This is a genomic window from Microvirga sp. ACRRW (assembly GCF_022346925.1).
In the GTDB taxonomy this organism is placed as follows: Bacteria; Pseudomonadota; Alphaproteobacteria; order Rhizobiales; family Beijerinckiaceae; genus Microvirga.
Window position 1 is genome coordinate 1 of sequence record NZ_JAKRNJ010000013.1, and the last position, 16,980, is coordinate 16,980.

Consider the following 16,980-nt stretch of genomic DNA (forward strand, 5'->3'; position numbering starts at 1 on the left):
GGGACGCACACAGCCCGGGCAGACCTCAGGGGCGAGCGCCTTACTCCTCCCGGAACGCCCGAACCGCATGATCCACAACAGGCTTCGTGAGATACGACAGCGCACTGCGCGAGCTGGTTTGGATCAGGCCTTCGACCGGCATCCCCGGCACCAGCCGCAAAGCGCCCAGCCGCTCGCGCTCGCCCGGCGCCAGCGCCACCCGCACCGGATAATAGCGCTCCCCCGAGCGCGCATCGGTCACCAAATCCGCCGCTATCAAAACTACCGTGCCCATCAGCTCCGGCGTCGAGCGCTGCGAGAACGACGTCAGCCGCAGCACCGTGCGCAGGCCCGGCCGGACCTGGTCGATGTCCTGCGGCGAGACCTTCACCTCAACCGACAAATCGTCCGTCTCTGGCACAATCAGCATCATCGCCTCGCCCCCGCCAATCACACCCCCAACCGTATGCACAACAGACTGATGAACAACACCACTCTGAGGGGCGCGGATCTCGATCCGCTTCAACTGATCCAGCGCCGAGACCTTCCGCTCCACCAGCTCCGCAATCTTCGCCTGGACTTCACGCAGCTCCTGCGAGACTTCGCTCCTGAGATCCTGATCGATCTGGATGATCTGAAGCGAGGTTTCACTGATCCGTCCCTTAGCTTGCGCAACATTCGAGATGAGCTGACCGTGCTCGCCACGCAGACGGGTCTCCTCGCGTTTCAGTGCCGTGACGCGGGTGATGGGCACTAGGTTCTTGCGCCAGAGTTGATCGACACCGATGAGCTCGTCCTGGATGAGTTTGATCTCGTCGGCTTTCGCTGTGGCCTGAAGCTTGAGGCCATCGATCTGCTCCTGAAGCTGAGAGATGCGTTCCTTAAGCTGTGCCTGTTGCCCTGCCCGTGCCGCACGGCGCGTTTCGAACAGATGAATTTCGCCCTGGATGAGGCTTGCGAGCTCGATTTCATGCAGGCGCTCTTTCAGCTCAGACGGAAATGAGACACGCTCCAGGCTGTCGCGTTCCGCCTGCAATCGGCTCTGCCTTGCCGCCAGCTCGTCCAAGCTTTTGGCCACCATCGCGAGATTGGCACGCGCGATCGTCTCATCGAGCCGCACCACCACATCGCCGGCGCGGACATGGCTCCCATCTCGGGCAAGGATCTCGCCGACGACACCACCCGTGGGATGCTGGACCTTCTTGACGTGGCTTTCGACGACGATGGAGCCGGGAGCGACGACTGCTCCGGACAACTCCGTGACCGCCGCCCAGCCGCCAAGACCCCCGACGAGAAAGAGAGCGGAGGAAAGACCCAGCAACGAGTAAAAGCGGATGGCGGCCCTAGCGTTTGGCTTCTTCGAGGAGTTCATGGCGTGCTCCTTGGTCTAAACGGCTTTCAACGGTGCATTGACAGGTGCCCGCGGCTCGGCTGGCTGAGGTGCAGGCACGGAGCGCAAAACTTTGCTGAGGATCTCATCTTTCAAGCCGAAGCTCTGGACGCGTCCTTCCGACATGACGAGCACATGATCGACGCCGGCAAGGGCGCTTGGACGATGGGCGATGATGATGACGATGCCTCCGCGCGCGCGGATGTTCATGATCGCTGCGGTCAAGGCCTGCTCGCCTTCGTTGTCGAGATTCGAGTTAGGTTCATCGAGCACGACGAGGAAGGGGTCGCCATAAATGGCACGGGCGAGAGCGATACGCTGCCGCTGTCCGCCTGACAGTGTCGCTCCGAACTCACCGACCTGCGTCTCGTATCCGTCCGGCAGCTGGAGGATCATCTCATGGACATTGGCCGCTTTGGCGGCAGCAAGGATGGATTCGGATTTCGGGTTGGGATCAAAGCGCGCGATGTTCTGCGCTACGGTCCCGGCAAAGAGTTCGACGTCTTGCGGCAGATAGCCGATATGACGTCCAAGATCCTCCGGCAGCCATTGCTCGATGGCCGCTGCATCGAAGCGAACCTTGCCGCGCCATGCGGGCCAGACGCCCACGATCATGCGCGCAAGAGACGATTTACCCGAGGCGCTTGGACCGATGATGCCGAGCCCGCTGCCTGCATTCAGATCGAATGACACATCCTGGACGGCGAATCTCTGTCCGCCGGGGGCGCCCGTTCCCGCGTTCTCGAGAGACAGAAGCATGCGGGGGGCGGGAAGCTTCAGAGGGGCCTCCGCACGAGCATCGAATTCCAGAACGCTCTTCAATCGGCGCCAGCCCTGACGGGCGCTAACGAAGCCTTTCCAGTTGGCAATCGCCAGTTCGACAGGTGCCACAGCTCGGGAGGTGAGGATGGAGCTTGCGATCATGATGCCGCCGGTCGCCTGACCATCGATCACGAGATAGGCGCCGAGTGCGAGAACCGCCGACTGCAGCATCATACGCAGCACTTTCGACAAGGCTCCGAAGCCGCCTGCCACGTCCGAGGTACGCTGCTGATAGGATAGGTAGCGCGCATTGGCGTCGCTCCAGCGTTGCCCAATCCATTGGGCCATCCCCATGGCGTGAACGACTTCTGCATTGCGGTGCGCCCCTTCGGAAATACCGTTCCGTATCAGGGCTGCGCCAACGGCTGCCTTGGAGGCTTCGCGCGTCAGGAGCTCGGTCAGTAAGGTGATTACGACGAGAAGGCAGGCGCCGCCGAGCGCAACGGCGCCAATCCATGGATGGAAGGCGAAGCAGATGAAAAGGTAGAGCGGCATCCATGGAAGATCGAAGAGTGCGGAGGGGCCGCCGCCAGCGAGGAATGCTCTCAGTTGGTCGAGATCCCGCAATGGCTGCTGTCCATCACCGTCGCTCTTTCCTTTGAGAGGTGCGTTGATCTGGCCTTGGAAAACCTGCTGACTCAGGTCTTCATCGAGGGCCGCTCCAACACGGGCGAGGATACGGCCGCGAACCATCTCAAACAGGCCCTGGAAGAGATAGAGCACAACGATGATGATGGAGAGGCCGACCAGGGTTGGAATGCTTCGGCTCGGAAGCACCCGGTCATAGACCTCCATCATGAAGATCGAACCCGAAAGATAGAGCAGATTGATCAGCCCGCTGAGGATGGCGACACCCAGAAAAGCGCCGCGGCAGGAGGCCATGATGCTGGGACGTTTCTTGAATGAGCTGATCATCGCGTTTGCCTCAGAGAATTGCGTCGCTTCGGTGTTTCGCTGCTTCGGAAAATGCGCCTTGGCTTTCAAGGGATGATCCCGCCGGGAGGAGAGGGGGCTTCTCCCGGCGGGGCCAAACGATCTCAACGAGCCTGCATCAGAAGATGAAGTCGTTGCTGTCGAGATCGGATGCGTTGACACCCTTGAGGACGAGGATGTCAGAGCCGTGCTTGAGGATCGTATCGTGGCCCGACTGCGTGATGGAGAGATCCGAGATGCCATCGACGCCACGGAGTTGCCTCGCGTCGATCACGTCCTGGTCATGGCGGAAGTCCGTAACCGTGTCTCGTCCGCCACCTTTCTGGAAGACGAAGGTATCCGCTCCCAAACCGCCGCTGAGCTTGTCGTTACCGGCGCCTCCCTTGAGCACATCCTCGCCCCGGCCACCCTTGAGCTCATTGTGTCCGGCATTCCCGACGATGAAGTTGTCGAGGGTATTGCCGTGCCCTTTGATGTTGGCGGAGCCTGTCAGCACAAGGTTCTCTACGTATGTGCCGCCAAGGGAGAAAGACACGCTGGCTTTAACCGTATCGATGCCTTCCCCGCGAAGTTCATAGGCGCGCTCCGAGCGGTGATCGACGATATAGGTATCGTTGCCTTGACCGCCCCACATCTTGTCGATTCCGCGTCCGCCGTTGAGGGCATCATTGCCGCGACCACCATAGAGGCGATCATTGCCATCGTCGGCATAGAGACGGTCATTGCCGTCCTCGCCATGGATGTGGTCGTCGCCTGTTCCGGAAAGCATGGAGTCGTTGCCACGGCCGCCCCACATCCGATCTTCCTCGCCGGTTCCCCGGATCGTTTCTGATCTGGATGTGCCCCTCATGGATCCGCTCACGTTATGGACATCGAACCTGAAGGTCTCCTCCTTAACGTCCCCGTCGGATGCTGTGGCGACCACAGTTACCTCGTGAGCGCGCTGAGTTTCGAAGTCGAGCGCGACGCCGTGTTTGAGCACGATGTTATTGCCCTTGATCTCAAACAGGTTGCTCGATTCTCCCCGCAGCGCGAAGGTGACCATATCGGCCGTCTCCGGCGTGAGAGATGTCAGGCCCGCGACAGCCGTGCCTGCCGCTGCATTTTCCAGTAGAGCTGGAGCCTGTGATGTCAGGAGATTCACCACTGGACCGAACGATTGCGGGCCATTAGTGAGGCCGATGAAGTCGTTGGCGGTCAGGCTCACCAAACCCTCAAGGGCGATCTGGAACGTGGCGCTTCCCCCAAAGAGCGTTGCGTAACGACCTTCGATGATGGTTTGATTGCCCTCAAATCGATACCTAAGCTGACCGTTTGCTGTGAAGGCTGCGGTCCCGATGAATGTGAAGTCCTGATCGGAGCCAAGGCTGGTGAGTGAACGGTTCGCATCGATGGCATCGATGTTAATCCTGTCCGTCCCTTGGACGAAATCGACGATCACGTCTCGAGTTGCCGCGGTGCCTCCTGTCTCATCGTCATCGAAGAGGAAAGTATCTGTGCCAGTACCACCACTCATGCGATCGACGCCGCTTGCGCCATCTATGGTATCGTTTCCGATGCCTCCATCCATGACGTCGTTGCCGCTGCCGCCGTTGACGTTGTCATTGCCGACGCCGCCGTTCAGCGTATCGTTGCCACCATTGCCATTAAGAGTATCGTCGCCATCGAGGCCCGAGAGATTGTCTCCTGAGTTCCCGCTGGTGATTGCATTGTTCAGGGCGTTTCCGGTGCCCGTGAACGCACCGCCGCCGGTGTACTCGAGATTCTCCACGCCTGCGGTCAGCGTGTAGCTCGCAAGGGCTGTCTCCACCGTGTCGATGCCGCCGGAACCTGCCGCAGTTTCGTCCACCACGTCGCCTGCATTGTCGACGACGTAGGTGTCGTTCCCACCCAAGCCCCGCAGCGTGTCGGCACCTCCGCGCCCGTCGAGAAGGTTGGCAGCTCCATTGCCGATCAGGGTGTCGGCAGCGTTGCCGCCTCTAACATTCTCGATGCCGCTGATGGAGATGAAGCCCGAGGCCGTTCCTGCTCCCAGATCGACCGTCACGCTCGAGCTGGCAGTCGAGTATTCAAGCATATCGGAAGAGCCGCCACCAAGGTCAGCCACGACTCGCTCGACGTCAGCCCCAATGGTGGCTCCTTCGATGTGCGTCAGACGTGTCGTGAAGGTAACGCTCAGGGTTTCGCTGCCATTACCGTTCTCGTAGGCGTTGATCGTATCAATGTCGGCGCCACCATTGATGGTTGATGTCGCACCTCCACCGTCGATGTCGTACATGAAGACGTCATTGCCGACGCCGCCGTTGAGGATGTTGGTGCCCGACCCGCCGTCGATGGTGTCGTTGCCTTCGCCTCCATCGATGTTGTCGTTGCCGCTGCCGCCATTCAGGACATCGTTGCCGGACACGCCCGTGATGGTGTCATTGCCGGCGCCGCCATTGATCACGTCATCTCCATCGACGCCGGAGAGGGTGTCGTTGCCATTGCGGCCGTTGATCAGGTTCGGACCCGTGGTGCCCACATAATTGTCGCTGGCGTTGTTGGACCCGATCCGTGCCGTCATGACGGATGTCAGGGATTCCTCGTTTCCAGCGCCGTCCGTGAAGCTCACGACCACCCGGATGAACTGGCCGATCCGAGAGTCCGGGACAACATAGCTTTGCTGGTTCGCGCCCGAAATGGTGCTCCAGGTGTTCCCGCCATTGGTCGAGAATTCCCAGCGGTATCGGAAAGAGCCAAGCCCGTTGAGATCCGCGATGCTGCTCGTGTTGGCAGTGATCACGTTCTCGCTGCCTGTGAGGGTAGGCGCGCCCGTTGCAGCCCGCTGCGCGATCAACACATCCCGGTCAGTAAAGCGCAGATACTCGATGTTGAGAAGACGATCTGTTCCGGTGTCTCCATTGGTTAGGTCGATGTCTCTAACAGTGTAGCTACCATCGGCGTTGCGGTTGAAGGTGTAGCCGGATCGTGCTCCGTTGTAGACCGCGTAGTCATTGGCGGAGTTCGTTAAGTCGCCTTCCGCGATCTCGCGAACGATGGAGAGCTGGCCTGGATTGAAGGTGCGATCGAGCATCAGAGCCTGAAGGGTTCTGCCGCCGAATTGTGCCACTGCATCCGCGGCGGGAGCTCCGTTCGTATATTGCGACTCGAGGTATACCTTCCCTGTCATTCCATCCGCCGTATAGACCGTGTTTCCGGCCGTGATGCGGATGCGGACGTTAAGCCAGTTGTCGCCATCGATGAGATCGTTACCGCCGCGACCTTCGATGGTGTCGTTTCCGCCGCCGCCGAGGAGGATGTTTCCTGTATCGTAGGCAACAATTTTCTCAAGATCGCCCGATGTCGGTCGTGCTGCGACCATGTTGCCGAGCAGGGTGCGCAATCCCGCGATCCGGTCGATACCGGCATGGGTCAGTTCGTTGTTGGCGAAGGTGAAGTCCGCATTGGCTCCGCCAGCAGGTGGCTCGGCATTCGGATCTCCACGGTTATCGCCCTTCAGGAGGTCGTCGTGGATCCAACCGGACAGAGCCTCGACCTGATCGAAGCGATCGCGGAGGATATCCTGTTCATCCGTCGTGAAGATCGGGGTGAGCAGATCGGAATCTGCGGCTTCGCCGTTACCTTTGTGGATCGCCCAATCGAAGCCGAACATGCCCTCGTTACGCATGACGCTCTCGCCTTGAACCATGATGTCGTCGCCGGATTCGGCGTCGAAATCGTGTTCGTTTTGGCCGGCGAACATCACGTCGTGACCGATGATGGTCGAGTTGAAATTCAGCTCAGAGTTGTCGCCCGCAGTCGTATCGAACCCATTCCCGGCTTCGATCCAGTCGTCACCTTCGTTGCCGAGCAGGAAGTCAGCGCCGTCGCCGCCGAGCATGAAGTCGTTGCCCGTGCCGCCGAACATTTCCTTGCCGTCGGGGCCTGCGACCAGGAAGTCTTGACCTTCATTGCCAAACACGAGCGCCAGGCCGCTGCCGCCATGGATGACGTCGTTGCCTTCCTCACCATGCAGCATATCGACCTCGCCGATATCCGTGCCGTTGTTGGTGATGACATCATCGCCTTTGCCGCCATGCACGCGGTCGACGCCGTAGCCGGCTTCGATATCGTCATTGCCGTCGCGGCCCCAAACAGAGTCGTCGCCGCCGCCGGAAATGATGGTGTCGTTGCCGTTTGTTCCTTGGATCAGCACATGGTCGTTGGTGTTGACGCGGATATACTCGTCCTTTCCATCGCCATTGGCATCCCTGCGGACAATCATGGGAGAAATTGCCTCAAGCCAGGGGTCGCTCTGCGTCGGATCCGTGTGACCGAACTTCGTCATCATGGCGCGGTCCATGTAGAGAACATGGTCCGGCACGGAGAAGATATCGCCGGGAAGCGCATAGCCGGTCTCGCCGAGATCGGTATTGTTCAGGATCATCTTGGCGAGTGAATTGTTCTCAAGCTCGTTAAGGAAGTTCAATCCCTGGACACGGGATAGGTAGTAGAAACGGTCGGCATTCTGCAAATTCTCCATCTGCAGTTCGAAGATGAACGAGAAGGTCGAGCCCAGCATGCCGCCGAAGGCCATTTTCTTTTCGGCCATGCCGCCGACCCAGAGGTCGACATCCTCAAGGCCGCCGAGCTTGCTGGCGTAGATGCCTGTGCCGTTCAGGAATGCTTGACGATCCTCTTCATTGAGGCTGGCATGGCCGAAGACTAGATTCCAGGCGGCTGTACGCTTCGCTTCAAGGTTTGTTGCGCTAGTGATCGTCGCGTGAGTGCCATAGGCCGCGATGAAATTCACGATCGAAGCCGGGTTCTTCAGGTTCAAGGCGAAATCCGTCCAGCTCGTATACGCGGCAAGCTGCGTGTCGCCGTTCGCCATCTCCTGGAATTGCCGGCGGGCTTCGTTCAGCGGCGGAATTCCGGTGTCGCGTCCGCGGGCGATATTGATGGCTGCGAGATCAAGCGGGATGCCGACGAGCTGGTTGCGCAACACATGAGTCACGAACTCGTCGATCTCGTTGCCGACCTGGCTCGTCATGCCGCGAATGATGGCGCCTGCCGCCTCTTCGTGGTCGATGGTGCTGGAACCAAATGCCAGCGGGTTCAAGAATGCATCGAACAGATCCATGCTCGTGTCGTTCCCGTCCGCATCCGTGCTGGCTACCTGCTCTCGGAGCATGGAGTGGCCGAAGCGGTAGATGACATGAGCGAATTCTGCGAAGATTGCAGGATTGATGTCGACCGACGGATTGAACACGAAGGCATCAACGTCCGGCTGCATCTTGCGGGCGAATTCCTCGAACACGAGGTGCTGGTACTGCATCTCGGTCGTGAAGCGGGCCGCCTGGAACAGGCGCTCGCCATCCCAGGTGAGAGTCGCGGCAAAAGCTGCAACGGCTGCCGCATCACCGGCCGGCGGAAGGGCGGTTCCAGCCGGAAGATCGACGCGTAGCCATTCATTGAGGAAGGCGAGGTCGCCCGACTCGATGGCGCGCGCTTTTACTTGCTCGACCATGTTGTTGTGTTCGGAATGGAACACATGATGGACCGCGGAAAGACCGATGTTCTCGTTGCCGCGACCATCGCCCGTAATGTAGTGCGCGTCGAGCATCTCGTTGTCATAAGCAAGTTGCGTGCCGCGAGTTGGGTTGACCGGTCCGGCGGTACCGTCGGCATTCTTGTAGCCGACCGCGCTGTCGCCATCCTGCTGAAGAACGCCGTTGACGATGACCGGGACGGCGGCATGGGCGATGTCATCCAGGAAGGCATGTCCTGTGCGAACAGCGCCAGCCGTTGAAATCGGGTTTGCCGGATTTCCCTCTCGGAACACATCATCCCCGCCGCCGAACTTGCCGTCGGCGCCGAGGGAGACCACAAGCTGCGGATAGCCGTTGGAACCACGGACGAATTCACCATACTCATCCATGACGAAGAGGGGAATGTTGGTTACGTCAGCATCGGTAAGGTTGATGCCGAGCATCGTCCGAGCCTGCTCCTTGACGTCCGCCCAAGTGGCAAGACCGCGATCGCCTGTCAGCAGCCTGCCGGTCGAAACCGGATGGGAGTCGGGGACGCCATCGCCGTTCGAATCCACGGAGAATTCATACTCGCGCAGGAACAGCTGATGCGACGAATTCGAGGTGTAGGTCTGGTTCTGATCGACCCAAGGGGTCGTCTGGTTCTGAGCGCTCGTCGGAGCGCGCGTGAGCACCATGAAGTTGGTGTGCGGGCTGTCGGGATTATACAGCGGATCGTCCGGCTGAAGCGGGATGTAGATCGTACCGTTGTTGCCCTTCTGGACGAGATCGAGGCCATGGTCGAAGAACTGGCCGAACAGTGTGAACCAGCCATTGTAGGAAGCCGAGAGGCCTTCGTCCGGCGCGACGTTGGGAAGCACGATGCTTTCGCCGTCCATCTCCACTTCATACTTGGTCAGTGCCGTATCAAGCGCCGTCTGCGCGGCATCGATAGTCGCCTGAACCCCACCGGTCTTCGCGGCGTCGAGGGCCGTCTTGGCCGCGCGAATCTCGTTCAGGGCAGTCATCAAGTCAGGACCGGTTATGCCTGCATAGGTGAGCGCTGCGTAAATGGCAGCTGGGTTGTTGAGGGTCTGGTCAACGATGAGATTGGAGATGATGCGCGGGTCCGCATCCACCAGGCTTCCGCCTCCCAGGCCCATGGACCCGGGGGCAGGATTGCCCATTTCACCGTAGTTGCCATCGGTAAAGACAACTTCGTTGCCAGAGCCTTGTCCGAAGGTGATGCTGTCGTCGTTCTCATTCCGGTAATAGGGGTCGGTAATGCGAGGGAAGGGATTGTCCGCAGCACCCCATTGATCGCGTCCGGCGACGAGATTGTTGTAGCTGCCATCGACGGTGCGCAGACCATAGGGCGACAGGGTCGTGGGAACGGCGAGCGTACCGCTCGGATCGGTTGTGATGTTGCCCTGAGCATCGACACGGATCTCAGTCAGTGGAGTTCCTGCCGAATGGGCTTCAGCAATCTTGATCTGCTTCAGGATGAATTCGAGATCGTGCCGGACGAGATTTACCATTGTCGCCTCTCCCAGTTGTTGCCGCAATGCAGGCGGCTCTTGAACACATTCTGGGCAGAACACCCTGTCTGAAACTACAGGGTCTGAAGTCCTAGTATGGGCTTCGGTACCAAGGTCTGCTCATGGTCCTGCGACCATCCCGGACTTTGGTCGGCCTACCGACCTTGGTCTGATGTTTGAAGCAAAGTAACATCCGGCTAGAGCTTGCAAGCAACGCGCGAAATTACGCTAAGTCTTTGTAGATCATGGCGCTTGTCGCAATCGTCATAGACCACGCACTGCATGGAATGCAGGCTTCCGGCAAGGCTACCTCTTCCGGATAGGATTTACCCAGTTGAGGCATGGAGCGACCTTAGGCGATCTCCTGATCTTTAGTTCCATTCAGAAGGGCTATGATTCAGGAGGGGGAGTGCCGAAGTGTATTCTTCCTGTGATGCAAGGCTCGATATGTCCTCCGGGATGTCGCCTAAGCGCGGCATTAGTCTCATCGGACAGTTTTTGCTCATCGCTTTTGCCGTCATGATTGTCGGCATGCTTGCGATGGGGGTCTGGGTTTCATGGCAGGTGCGAGAGAACATCACCGGGGTGAAGGCTGCATCCATAGCGTTATCCATCAATAACTTCGTGGCTCCCCATCTTCAGGAACTCGCATTCGGGGACGTGCTCTCGGAGGCACAGATACGCGATCTGAACCGTACCATGGAGAGACCCGACTTCAGGGCCAGCATCACCTCTCTGCGCATCTGGAAGCCGGGAGGATTGATTGTCTACAGCAGCGAGAGAAATCTCATCGGCAAGAGATTTCCTCGCAATCCAAATCCTCAAAAGGCTTGGGCCGGATCGATCACGGTGGTCTTCGACGGCCTTGCCTATGAGGAGGATGCTGGCGAGCGCGCCATGAACATTCCTTTGCTTGAGGTTTTCGCACCCGTTTACGAAGCCGAGACAGGAATCGTCATCGCCGTCGTCGAGTTTCACGAGCGGGCGGATACACTGGAGGCGGAGCTTGACGAGTCGGAATGGCAAACATGGATTGCGACCGCTCTGATTACCTTGAACATGATGGGCTGTCTGTTTGTGATCGTCGCCAACGCAGGAAAGATCATCGACCGGCAGCGTGCAGCGTTGACGGAACGTGTCGCCCAATTGTCGGCACTGCTGCAGCAGAATCGCATTTTGCAAGAGCGGATCGAACGGGCCGCTCAGAATGCCACGGAAGACAACGAGCGCTTCATGCGGCGCATGGCCTATGATCTCCACGATGGAATAGCGCAATTGATAGGTCTTGCCCTCCTGCGCCTCGACAGGGTTAGGAGCAATCCGCATGATCATGAAAACCTGAAGACGATTCAAAAAGTTTTGTCAGATGCACTCAACGATACCCGAAATATCTGTAAGGGGCTTCTCTTGCCTGAGGTCGATAAATTGTCGCTCAAGGAAGCCCTGACGTTCATGATCCGTCAGCATGAACGGCAAACGGGAATGGCGATCAAGTGCAACATTTCCAACCTTCCGGAGCAGGCGCCGCAATTCGTCAAGATCGCCCTCTGCCGCTTTCTGCAAGAAGGCCTGAACAACGCCTTCAAACATGCCGGTGGTCAGGGATTGGGAGTAGATATTGCATGGGATGGCCTGGCGATCACGATTGAAGTTACGGACAAGGGTCCAGGTATGTGCAACCGGGACGAGAGTATCCGTGAACACGGCTTGGGGCTGTCTGGACTCCGTGACCGGATCGAGAGTATCGGCGGGATCGTGAGCATAACAAGCCAGCCTGGTTTTGGAACAAGCATCAAGGCATCTCTGCCACTGGCCTTGGGGGAAGCGAATGCAGCATAAGATCAGAGTTGCGGTCGTAGATGATCATCCTCTTTACAGAGACGGCGTCGTATTCGCTCTGGAATCGGAGCTGGACATGGAGGTTGTTGCTCAAGGGGAAACAGCCGGCGACGCCTTGCAAATTGCTCATAGTCAGATGCCCGATGTTCTTGTTCTCGATATGAATCTCCCAGGCGGGGGCTTGAACGCGATTACAAAGATCGGGCTTCGATGCTCATGGACAAAGATTCTGATGCTGACCGTCGTGGACGATCAGGATGAAGTCCGGACAGCTTTGAGAAAAGGTGCGCGGGGTTATCTTCTGAAGGGGACCGGCAGTACCGAGCTCGTGAATGCCATCCGTGTCGTGAGCAAGGGACAGAGCTACGTATCGCCTGGTTTTGCCGCACAGCTCATTCTGTCGAGAAAGACTGACGGCAGCGGCTCTATGGAAGCGCCTGATCGTTTTCCGGAACTCTCCAGCCGAGAGGAGGAGATCCTGATGCTCATCCTACGCGGCCTCAGCAACAGGATGATCGGAGACGAGCTGGGGGTCACAGAAAAAACCGTCAAAGGTTATGTGACGACAATCATGGAGAAGCTTCAGGTGCGAAACCGCGTCGAAGCGGCCATGGTCGCAGCCGAGCGCATGTCTCAAAGACAGGCGCCGGCTTAAAAGGAATTGCCGGTTTTCTTAGCCACGTGGACGGAACTTCCTTTAGGAGTAGTACGCATGAGGAGCTTATGACCCCCCTTCCTCACAACCAGAGATGTTGCCGAGCTTCGCATAAACTTATTATCCTACTTCCTGGATGATGCCTGCGAGGCACCATCAGACAGAGAATGACACTTTGTCTCGTGTTCATGCGCATCATGAGTGAATTGGAATGTGGGGGTTCCAATGGGCCAAACCATCCGCGTCGGCGTTGTCGACAAACATCCTCTATTCCGGGACGGCATGGTCTTGGCCCTGAACTCTCAACCGGATCTGGAAGTCGTCGGGCAAGGAGCATCGACCTGGGATGCGGTTCGGATCACCCAGGATAAAGAACTCGATGTGTTAGTCATTGACGCCGACATCATCGAACAACCCGAAGATGCTGAGATGCTCCGCCAGAAAAGTGCGACAATCGGGATCATCATTCTCGCCGACACGACGAATGAGGAACGTGTTCGAACAGCCTTAATGTGGGGAGTGCGAGGATTCCTGCTGAAAGGAACCAACAGGACGGAATTGGTCCAGGCTGTGCGCGTCCTGAGCCAAGGGCAGAGCTTCCTCTCGCCCAGCCTTGCGGCGAAACTTTTGAGGCACACAGGCGGTGCGGGTATCGGTGAAGCCGTCACCAGAGATCGTCTTCCGCGCCTCACGCCACGCGAGCAGCAAATTCTTTCGATCCTCGTTCAGGGGCGCAGCAACAAGGAAATAGGCAACACGCTTCACTTGAGCGAGAAGACGATCAAGCATCATCTCACTAATATTCTGCAGAAGATGCGCGCTCGCAATCGCGTCGAGGCTGCCCTCATCGCATCCAACAATATGCCGCCACAGCTTGCCGTTCTCGAGCCGAAAAAGCGTCCGCATCTCGGCTCCGGATCCGACACCATATCGGATGCAGGCAGCGATACGCTCCTCCTTCGACTGGCTTGAGTTTCCCGGCAGACGCGTCAGGATCCATTTCGGTCATCGTCTGTTGTTCTATTGGGGTTTCATGCTGCGAAGCTCCTAAGGAACAGTGATGGAGTTGGCATCCGCCTTTCAAGTTACGCTGTCGGATGGGGAAAAGCCTGGTGCCTACGCGGCCTTTCCCTATGACCGGGATCTCGTGCGCCGGTTTCGCGAGGCGTTTCCTCGCGCCCGTTGGAGAGGGGAGGAGCAAGGCTGGTTCGTGCCGGGAAAGACGGCCGTGCAACGGCTCAATGCCTGGATGGCGCAGGAACTCGCGACCTTGGACCGTCATGCGGATGCAAAAGGAAGAGACGCCTATCTCTTCGAGTCGCTGGAGAGTCCGTATTTGACCATTGCCGACGATCTAGAAATCCGAACTCCTTATTCACGCACTATTGTCGAGGCTTTACGATCCATTCCCTGGGCTCATTGGAACCCCGACAAGAAGATTTGGCATGTTCCGTTCCGCTCCTACGAACAGCTACGCCAGTTATGGCCCGGCATCGAGGAGGCGGCGCGGCGCAACGAACCGGCGGAGCGAAAGAAACGTCGTGAGAAACAGAGGAGGCTTGGTTCCGAGCCGCCCAATCCTATCCAGACTGAGCGCCGCCGCAGGCGTTATCCGGTTACGGGGGATGATCTTCCGCCTCTCAATACGCCGCTTGCCACCGTTTCCTGGGGCGTCGTGATATTCGAGGATGTCGATAGCCACGTGATCGAGGAGCCGTTGGAGAAAAGCGCCTATCCACACGTGAAGCATGGTCCTGAGCGCTATGTCTGGGCACGATGGCGGATGCCTGCCTTGCAGGAAGTTTATCGCGCGAAGGCTCTACGTGAGCCAGAGGATCGCGTTCAGCGCGAGAGCAGAGGGTGGTGGTGGCCCACTCGCGAGGAGCTACAGGAAAGGGCGCGAAAACTGCGTGAAATCGAGCGCGCGCAACGTTCGCGCGAGATGGTGCACAAGAACTCGGCCGGCCTGTGATGGGCTTCTAGGAATGAGCCATAAAAATCCGGGCGCGAGGGCCCGGATTTCCGATGGTGAAGAATCTTTTAGAATGGAATGTCATCATCGAAGTCGCTGCGGCGGGAACCTGCACCGGCCGGTTCGGGCCTGCGCTCCATGGGGGATGAGCGACCGAAATCGCCGCCGCGGCTGATCTGGCCGCCACCCTCCTCGTCGCCGCCGTATTCCGACGAAGAACCGCCCTGGCGCCCATCCAGAATCGTCAGCTCGCCGCGGAAACGCTGCAGCACCACTTCCGTCGAGTACTTCTCCACGCCCTGCTGATCGGTCCACTTGCGCGTCTGAAGCTGGCCCTCGACATACACCTTCGAGCCCTTCTTCAGATACTGCTCGGCCACCCGCGCCAAGTTCTCGTTGAAGATCACCACCGAGTGCCACTCGGTCTTTTCCTTGCGCTCGCCGGTGGCCTTGTCCTTCCAGCTCTCGGAGGTGGCGATCCGCAGGTTCACCACCGGCTCGCCGTTGTTCAGGCGCCGCACCTCCGGGTCACGCCCCAGATTGCCCACCAAGATCACCTTGTTCACACTGCCCGCCATCGGAGCCTCCTATCCTATCTCCCGAACATGGTTCGGGTCTGCTGCACTCTCCTGCCCGACAGGGGGCATCGCCTAATGTTCTATCTTTGTTCCGATGAAAATTCAAGAGGCAAGACGGAGGAGAGGGAGGAGGACAAAGGGAAGATTGGCGCAGGAGAGGAAAGGGGCAGAGCGATGCAAAAAGAGCGGCGATTGACTCGCCGCTCGTCAAAGTTCGCCGTTACTCGGCTGCCTGGAGATAGACCACTTTCGACTGCTCGTTCCGAACCTCGCGAAGGGTACGGGCCATATAGGCCAGTTGCTCGATGGCTTTGTCGAGATCGGTCTTCGTGCCTTCGCTGAGATCGTAAGCTTGGCGACCGCGGTAAAGCCGATTGACCTGGCTTTCCATATCGACGGCAGCCTCACGGAGGCGGTGGATGATATTGCCGGCGATGACATTCGCGTTGTCGTCGACAACGCAGAAGCCGACGTCACTTGCACGGACCTTGGACATTGGGTTGAACCTCTTCTTCTTGTTATCTCTTCAAGCGACAGCCTTATCGCGAAGCTCGGCATAAAGACCGAGGCGGCGCGCCAGGGAGTGTTTCGTCACAGGCCCAATCCAAGGCAGCGTATTCAAAAAGCGCAGCTTGTCGGAACTTGCGATGTAATCACGGAAAAGCGGTTCGCGCTCGCGCCAGATCCGGTCGATGGCCGCAGCCTTGGCCGGGTGCCGGAAGCCAACGCGGGATGTTGAGCCGACCTCAAGCGCGCGCATGCAGTGCTCGAAAGTGCGCCGGCCAACGCTTGCTGTCACGCTTGCATGGCAGATCGTGGCAATCACGCTGTGCGCAAAGTCCTCTGCCGTTTCAGGCCCAGAGAAATCCATGTCGGAAGCATCACGCATTGCGATGCTCCAACCGTCGAAGGACCTTTCACTGTGCCTTACGCTTGGCATTTCCCTCACCGTATGTTCCAGGCTGCCTGTAATAATCGAACGAGTTTGGTTCCCGTCCTGCGAATCCGATACGGCGCCTGCCATGCGGGGGGCGAGACGGCCTCCATGGTGTAGCGGGCGGAGCGGATACGTGTATTTGTCGAAAAAGGGCGCGTGCTCATTTGAGTGCGCATGCGCCTGCTATCGTCGGACTTACGAAAACCGTCATCCATCAAGGACTTTTCGGCACCCACCGACTGCAGAGAGATGGGTGTTTGAGCCTTGTTTCGCAAGGTCGGAGACACGATGGGCGTAGGAATTTTCAGGTCGTGTTCAATCTTCGGCCAAGCTAAAATGTCCTGGCGTGCGATCTTGAAAGTTTGCGCGAGTTCCGGCCCTGTGGCGACGTTGTAGACGGAAGCCGCGCAGGTGAACGCCTCGATGAAAGGCGCCATCGCGCACCAGCTTTTTTCTGCCATATGCAACGGCCAAGTCCACAAGCCATCCTCACGGCGTTGGCTTAAGCCATCGCGCTCGATGAAGTAGCCGGTTGTCTTGTGCTCAAGTCCTTCTTCGGTCACGAGCCATTCCTCGTTCTCGAAGATCGGATAGAGATCCATCATGGCGGTCATACCATTATCCTTCCGGCAGGAGGCTCGCAGGGCTTCCGGGAATCACGCCGAAGCAGTCACCGCTTGATGCGTGAACAAAACAAGAACATAATGCCGGACGGTAAGGTGTCAAGCAAAGTTCGTTGTCTGGGACTGTAATCTCGGAGTAACCGATATTATGTGGAGGTCTGAATGGCAGGATTGAAGAGATGGCCCTTAATCCAGAGGGAAATA

Annotated in this window: 11 protein-coding genes; 4 read left to right on the forward strand and 7 right to left on the reverse strand. The window is 58.3% G+C overall.

Annotation, left to right across the window (positions count from 1 at the left end; genetic code table 11):
• Positions 1-40: 40 nt before the first annotated feature.
• The 3 genes from MHY87_RS18065 to MHY87_RS18075 form a co-directional block, all read right to left on the reverse strand.
• On the reverse strand, positions 41-1,351 hold the full coding sequence (locus tag MHY87_RS18065; protein ID WP_239353965.1) for an HlyD family type I secretion periplasmic adaptor subunit: 1,311 nt from the start codon (positions 1,349-1,351) through the stop codon (positions 41-43).
• A gap of 15 nt (positions 1,352-1,366) precedes the next feature.
• Positions 1,367-3,106 (reverse strand): type I secretion system permease/ATPase, encoded by a 1,740-nt coding sequence (locus MHY87_RS18070; RefSeq protein WP_239353966.1) that lies wholly within the window; start codon positions 3,104-3,106, stop codon positions 1,367-1,369.
• A gap of 136 nt (positions 3,107-3,242) precedes the next feature.
• Positions 3,243-10,172: a peroxidase family protein gene (locus tag MHY87_RS18075; RefSeq protein WP_239353967.1), complete on the reverse strand. Its 6,930-nt coding sequence runs from the start codon at positions 10,170-10,172 to the stop codon at positions 3,243-3,245.
• Positions 10,173-10,631: 459 nt separating this feature from the next.
• Here MHY87_RS18075 and MHY87_RS18080 point away from each other — a divergent pair, with 459 nt between their 5' ends.
• The 4 genes from MHY87_RS18080 (at position 10,632) to MHY87_RS18095 (ending at position 14,638) form a co-directional block, all read left to right on the forward strand.
• Complete coding sequence (locus MHY87_RS18080) at positions 10,632-12,011, forward strand: sensor histidine kinase (protein ID WP_239353968.1); 1,380 nt, start codon at positions 10,632-10,634, stop codon at positions 12,009-12,011.
• A complete protein-coding gene (locus tag MHY87_RS18085) occupies positions 12,001-12,666 on the forward strand; it encodes a response regulator transcription factor (protein WP_239353969.1) in 666 nt (221 codons plus the stop codon). The genes MHY87_RS18080 and MHY87_RS18085 overlap by 11 nt, the downstream gene beginning before the upstream one ends.
• Positions 12,667-12,891: 225 nt before the next feature.
• The gene (locus MHY87_RS18090) at positions 12,892-13,638 is read left to right on the forward strand and encodes a response regulator transcription factor (protein ID WP_239353970.1); all 747 of its coding nucleotides are present in this window, start codon (positions 12,892-12,894) and stop codon (positions 13,636-13,638) included.
• Positions 13,639-13,726: 88 nt separating this feature from the next.
• Positions 13,727-14,638, forward strand: coding sequence for a hypothetical protein (locus MHY87_RS18095; protein WP_239353971.1), 912 nt, complete (start codon positions 13,727-13,729; stop codon positions 14,636-14,638).
• Between the two features lie 68 nt (positions 14,639-14,706).
• On the opposite strand, the gene MHY87_RS18100 is transcribed toward MHY87_RS18095, so the two are convergent.
• The 4 genes from MHY87_RS18100 to MHY87_RS18115 all read right to left on the reverse strand — a co-directional run bounded on the left by MHY87_RS18100 (position 14,707) and on the right by MHY87_RS18115 (position 16,767).
• A complete protein-coding gene (locus MHY87_RS18100) occupies positions 14,707-15,216 on the reverse strand; it encodes a single-stranded DNA-binding protein (RefSeq protein ID WP_239353972.1) in 510 nt (169 codons plus the stop codon).
• 220 nt (positions 15,217-15,436) lie between these two features.
• Positions 15,437-15,712, reverse strand: a complete 276-nt coding sequence (locus MHY87_RS18105; protein WP_239353973.1) for a hypothetical protein — start codon at positions 15,710-15,712, stop codon at positions 15,437-15,439.
• Between the two features lie 30 nt (positions 15,713-15,742).
• Positions 15,743-16,105 (reverse strand): hypothetical protein, encoded by a 363-nt coding sequence (locus MHY87_RS18110; protein WP_239353974.1) that lies wholly within the window; start codon positions 16,103-16,105, stop codon positions 15,743-15,745.
• A 56-nt stretch (positions 16,106-16,161) separates the two neighbouring features.
• Complete coding sequence (locus MHY87_RS18115; RefSeq protein WP_239353975.1) at positions 16,162-16,767, reverse strand: hypothetical protein; 606 nt, start codon at positions 16,765-16,767, stop codon at positions 16,162-16,164.
• Positions 16,768-16,980 lie beyond the last annotated feature (213 nt).

Excerpts from the sequence above, each read along its gene's own strand:
- MHY87_RS18080 (WP_239353968.1), top strand. The coding sequence starts at position 10,632 with ATGTCGCCTAAGCGCGGCATTAGTCTCATCGGACAGTTTTTGCTCATC.
- MHY87_RS18100 (WP_239353972.1), bottom strand. The coding sequence starts at position 15,216 with ATGGCGGGCAGTGTGAACAAGGTGATCTTGGTGGGCAATCTGGGGCGT.
- MHY87_RS18085 (WP_239353969.1), top strand. The coding sequence starts at position 12,001 with ATGCAGCATAAGATCAGAGTTGCGGTCGTAGATGATCATCCTCTTTAC.
- MHY87_RS18065 (WP_239353965.1), bottom strand. The coding sequence starts at position 1,351 with ATGAACTCCTCGAAGAAGCCAAACGCTAGGGCCGCCATCCGCTTTTAC.
- MHY87_RS18075 (WP_239353967.1), bottom strand. The coding sequence starts at position 10,172 with ATGGTAAATCTCGTCCGGCACGATCTCGAATTCATCCTGAAGCAGATC.
- MHY87_RS18110 (WP_239353974.1), bottom strand. The coding sequence starts at position 16,105 with ATGCGTGATGCTTCCGACATGGATTTCTCTGGGCCTGAAACGGCAGAG.
- MHY87_RS18095 (WP_239353971.1), top strand. The coding sequence starts at position 13,727 with ATGGAGTTGGCATCCGCCTTTCAAGTTACGCTGTCGGATGGGGAAAAG.
- MHY87_RS18090 (WP_239353970.1), top strand. The coding sequence starts at position 12,892 with ATGGGCCAAACCATCCGCGTCGGCGTTGTCGACAAACATCCTCTATTC.
- MHY87_RS18070 (WP_239353966.1), bottom strand. The coding sequence starts at position 3,106 with ATGATCAGCTCATTCAAGAAACGTCCCAGCATCATGGCCTCCTGCCGC.
- MHY87_RS18115 (WP_239353975.1), bottom strand. The coding sequence starts at position 16,767 with ATGACCGCCATGATGGATCTCTATCCGATCTTCGAGAACGAGGAATGG.
- MHY87_RS18105 (WP_239353973.1), bottom strand. The coding sequence starts at position 15,712 with ATGTCCAAGGTCCGTGCAAGTGACGTCGGCTTCTGCGTTGTCGACGAC.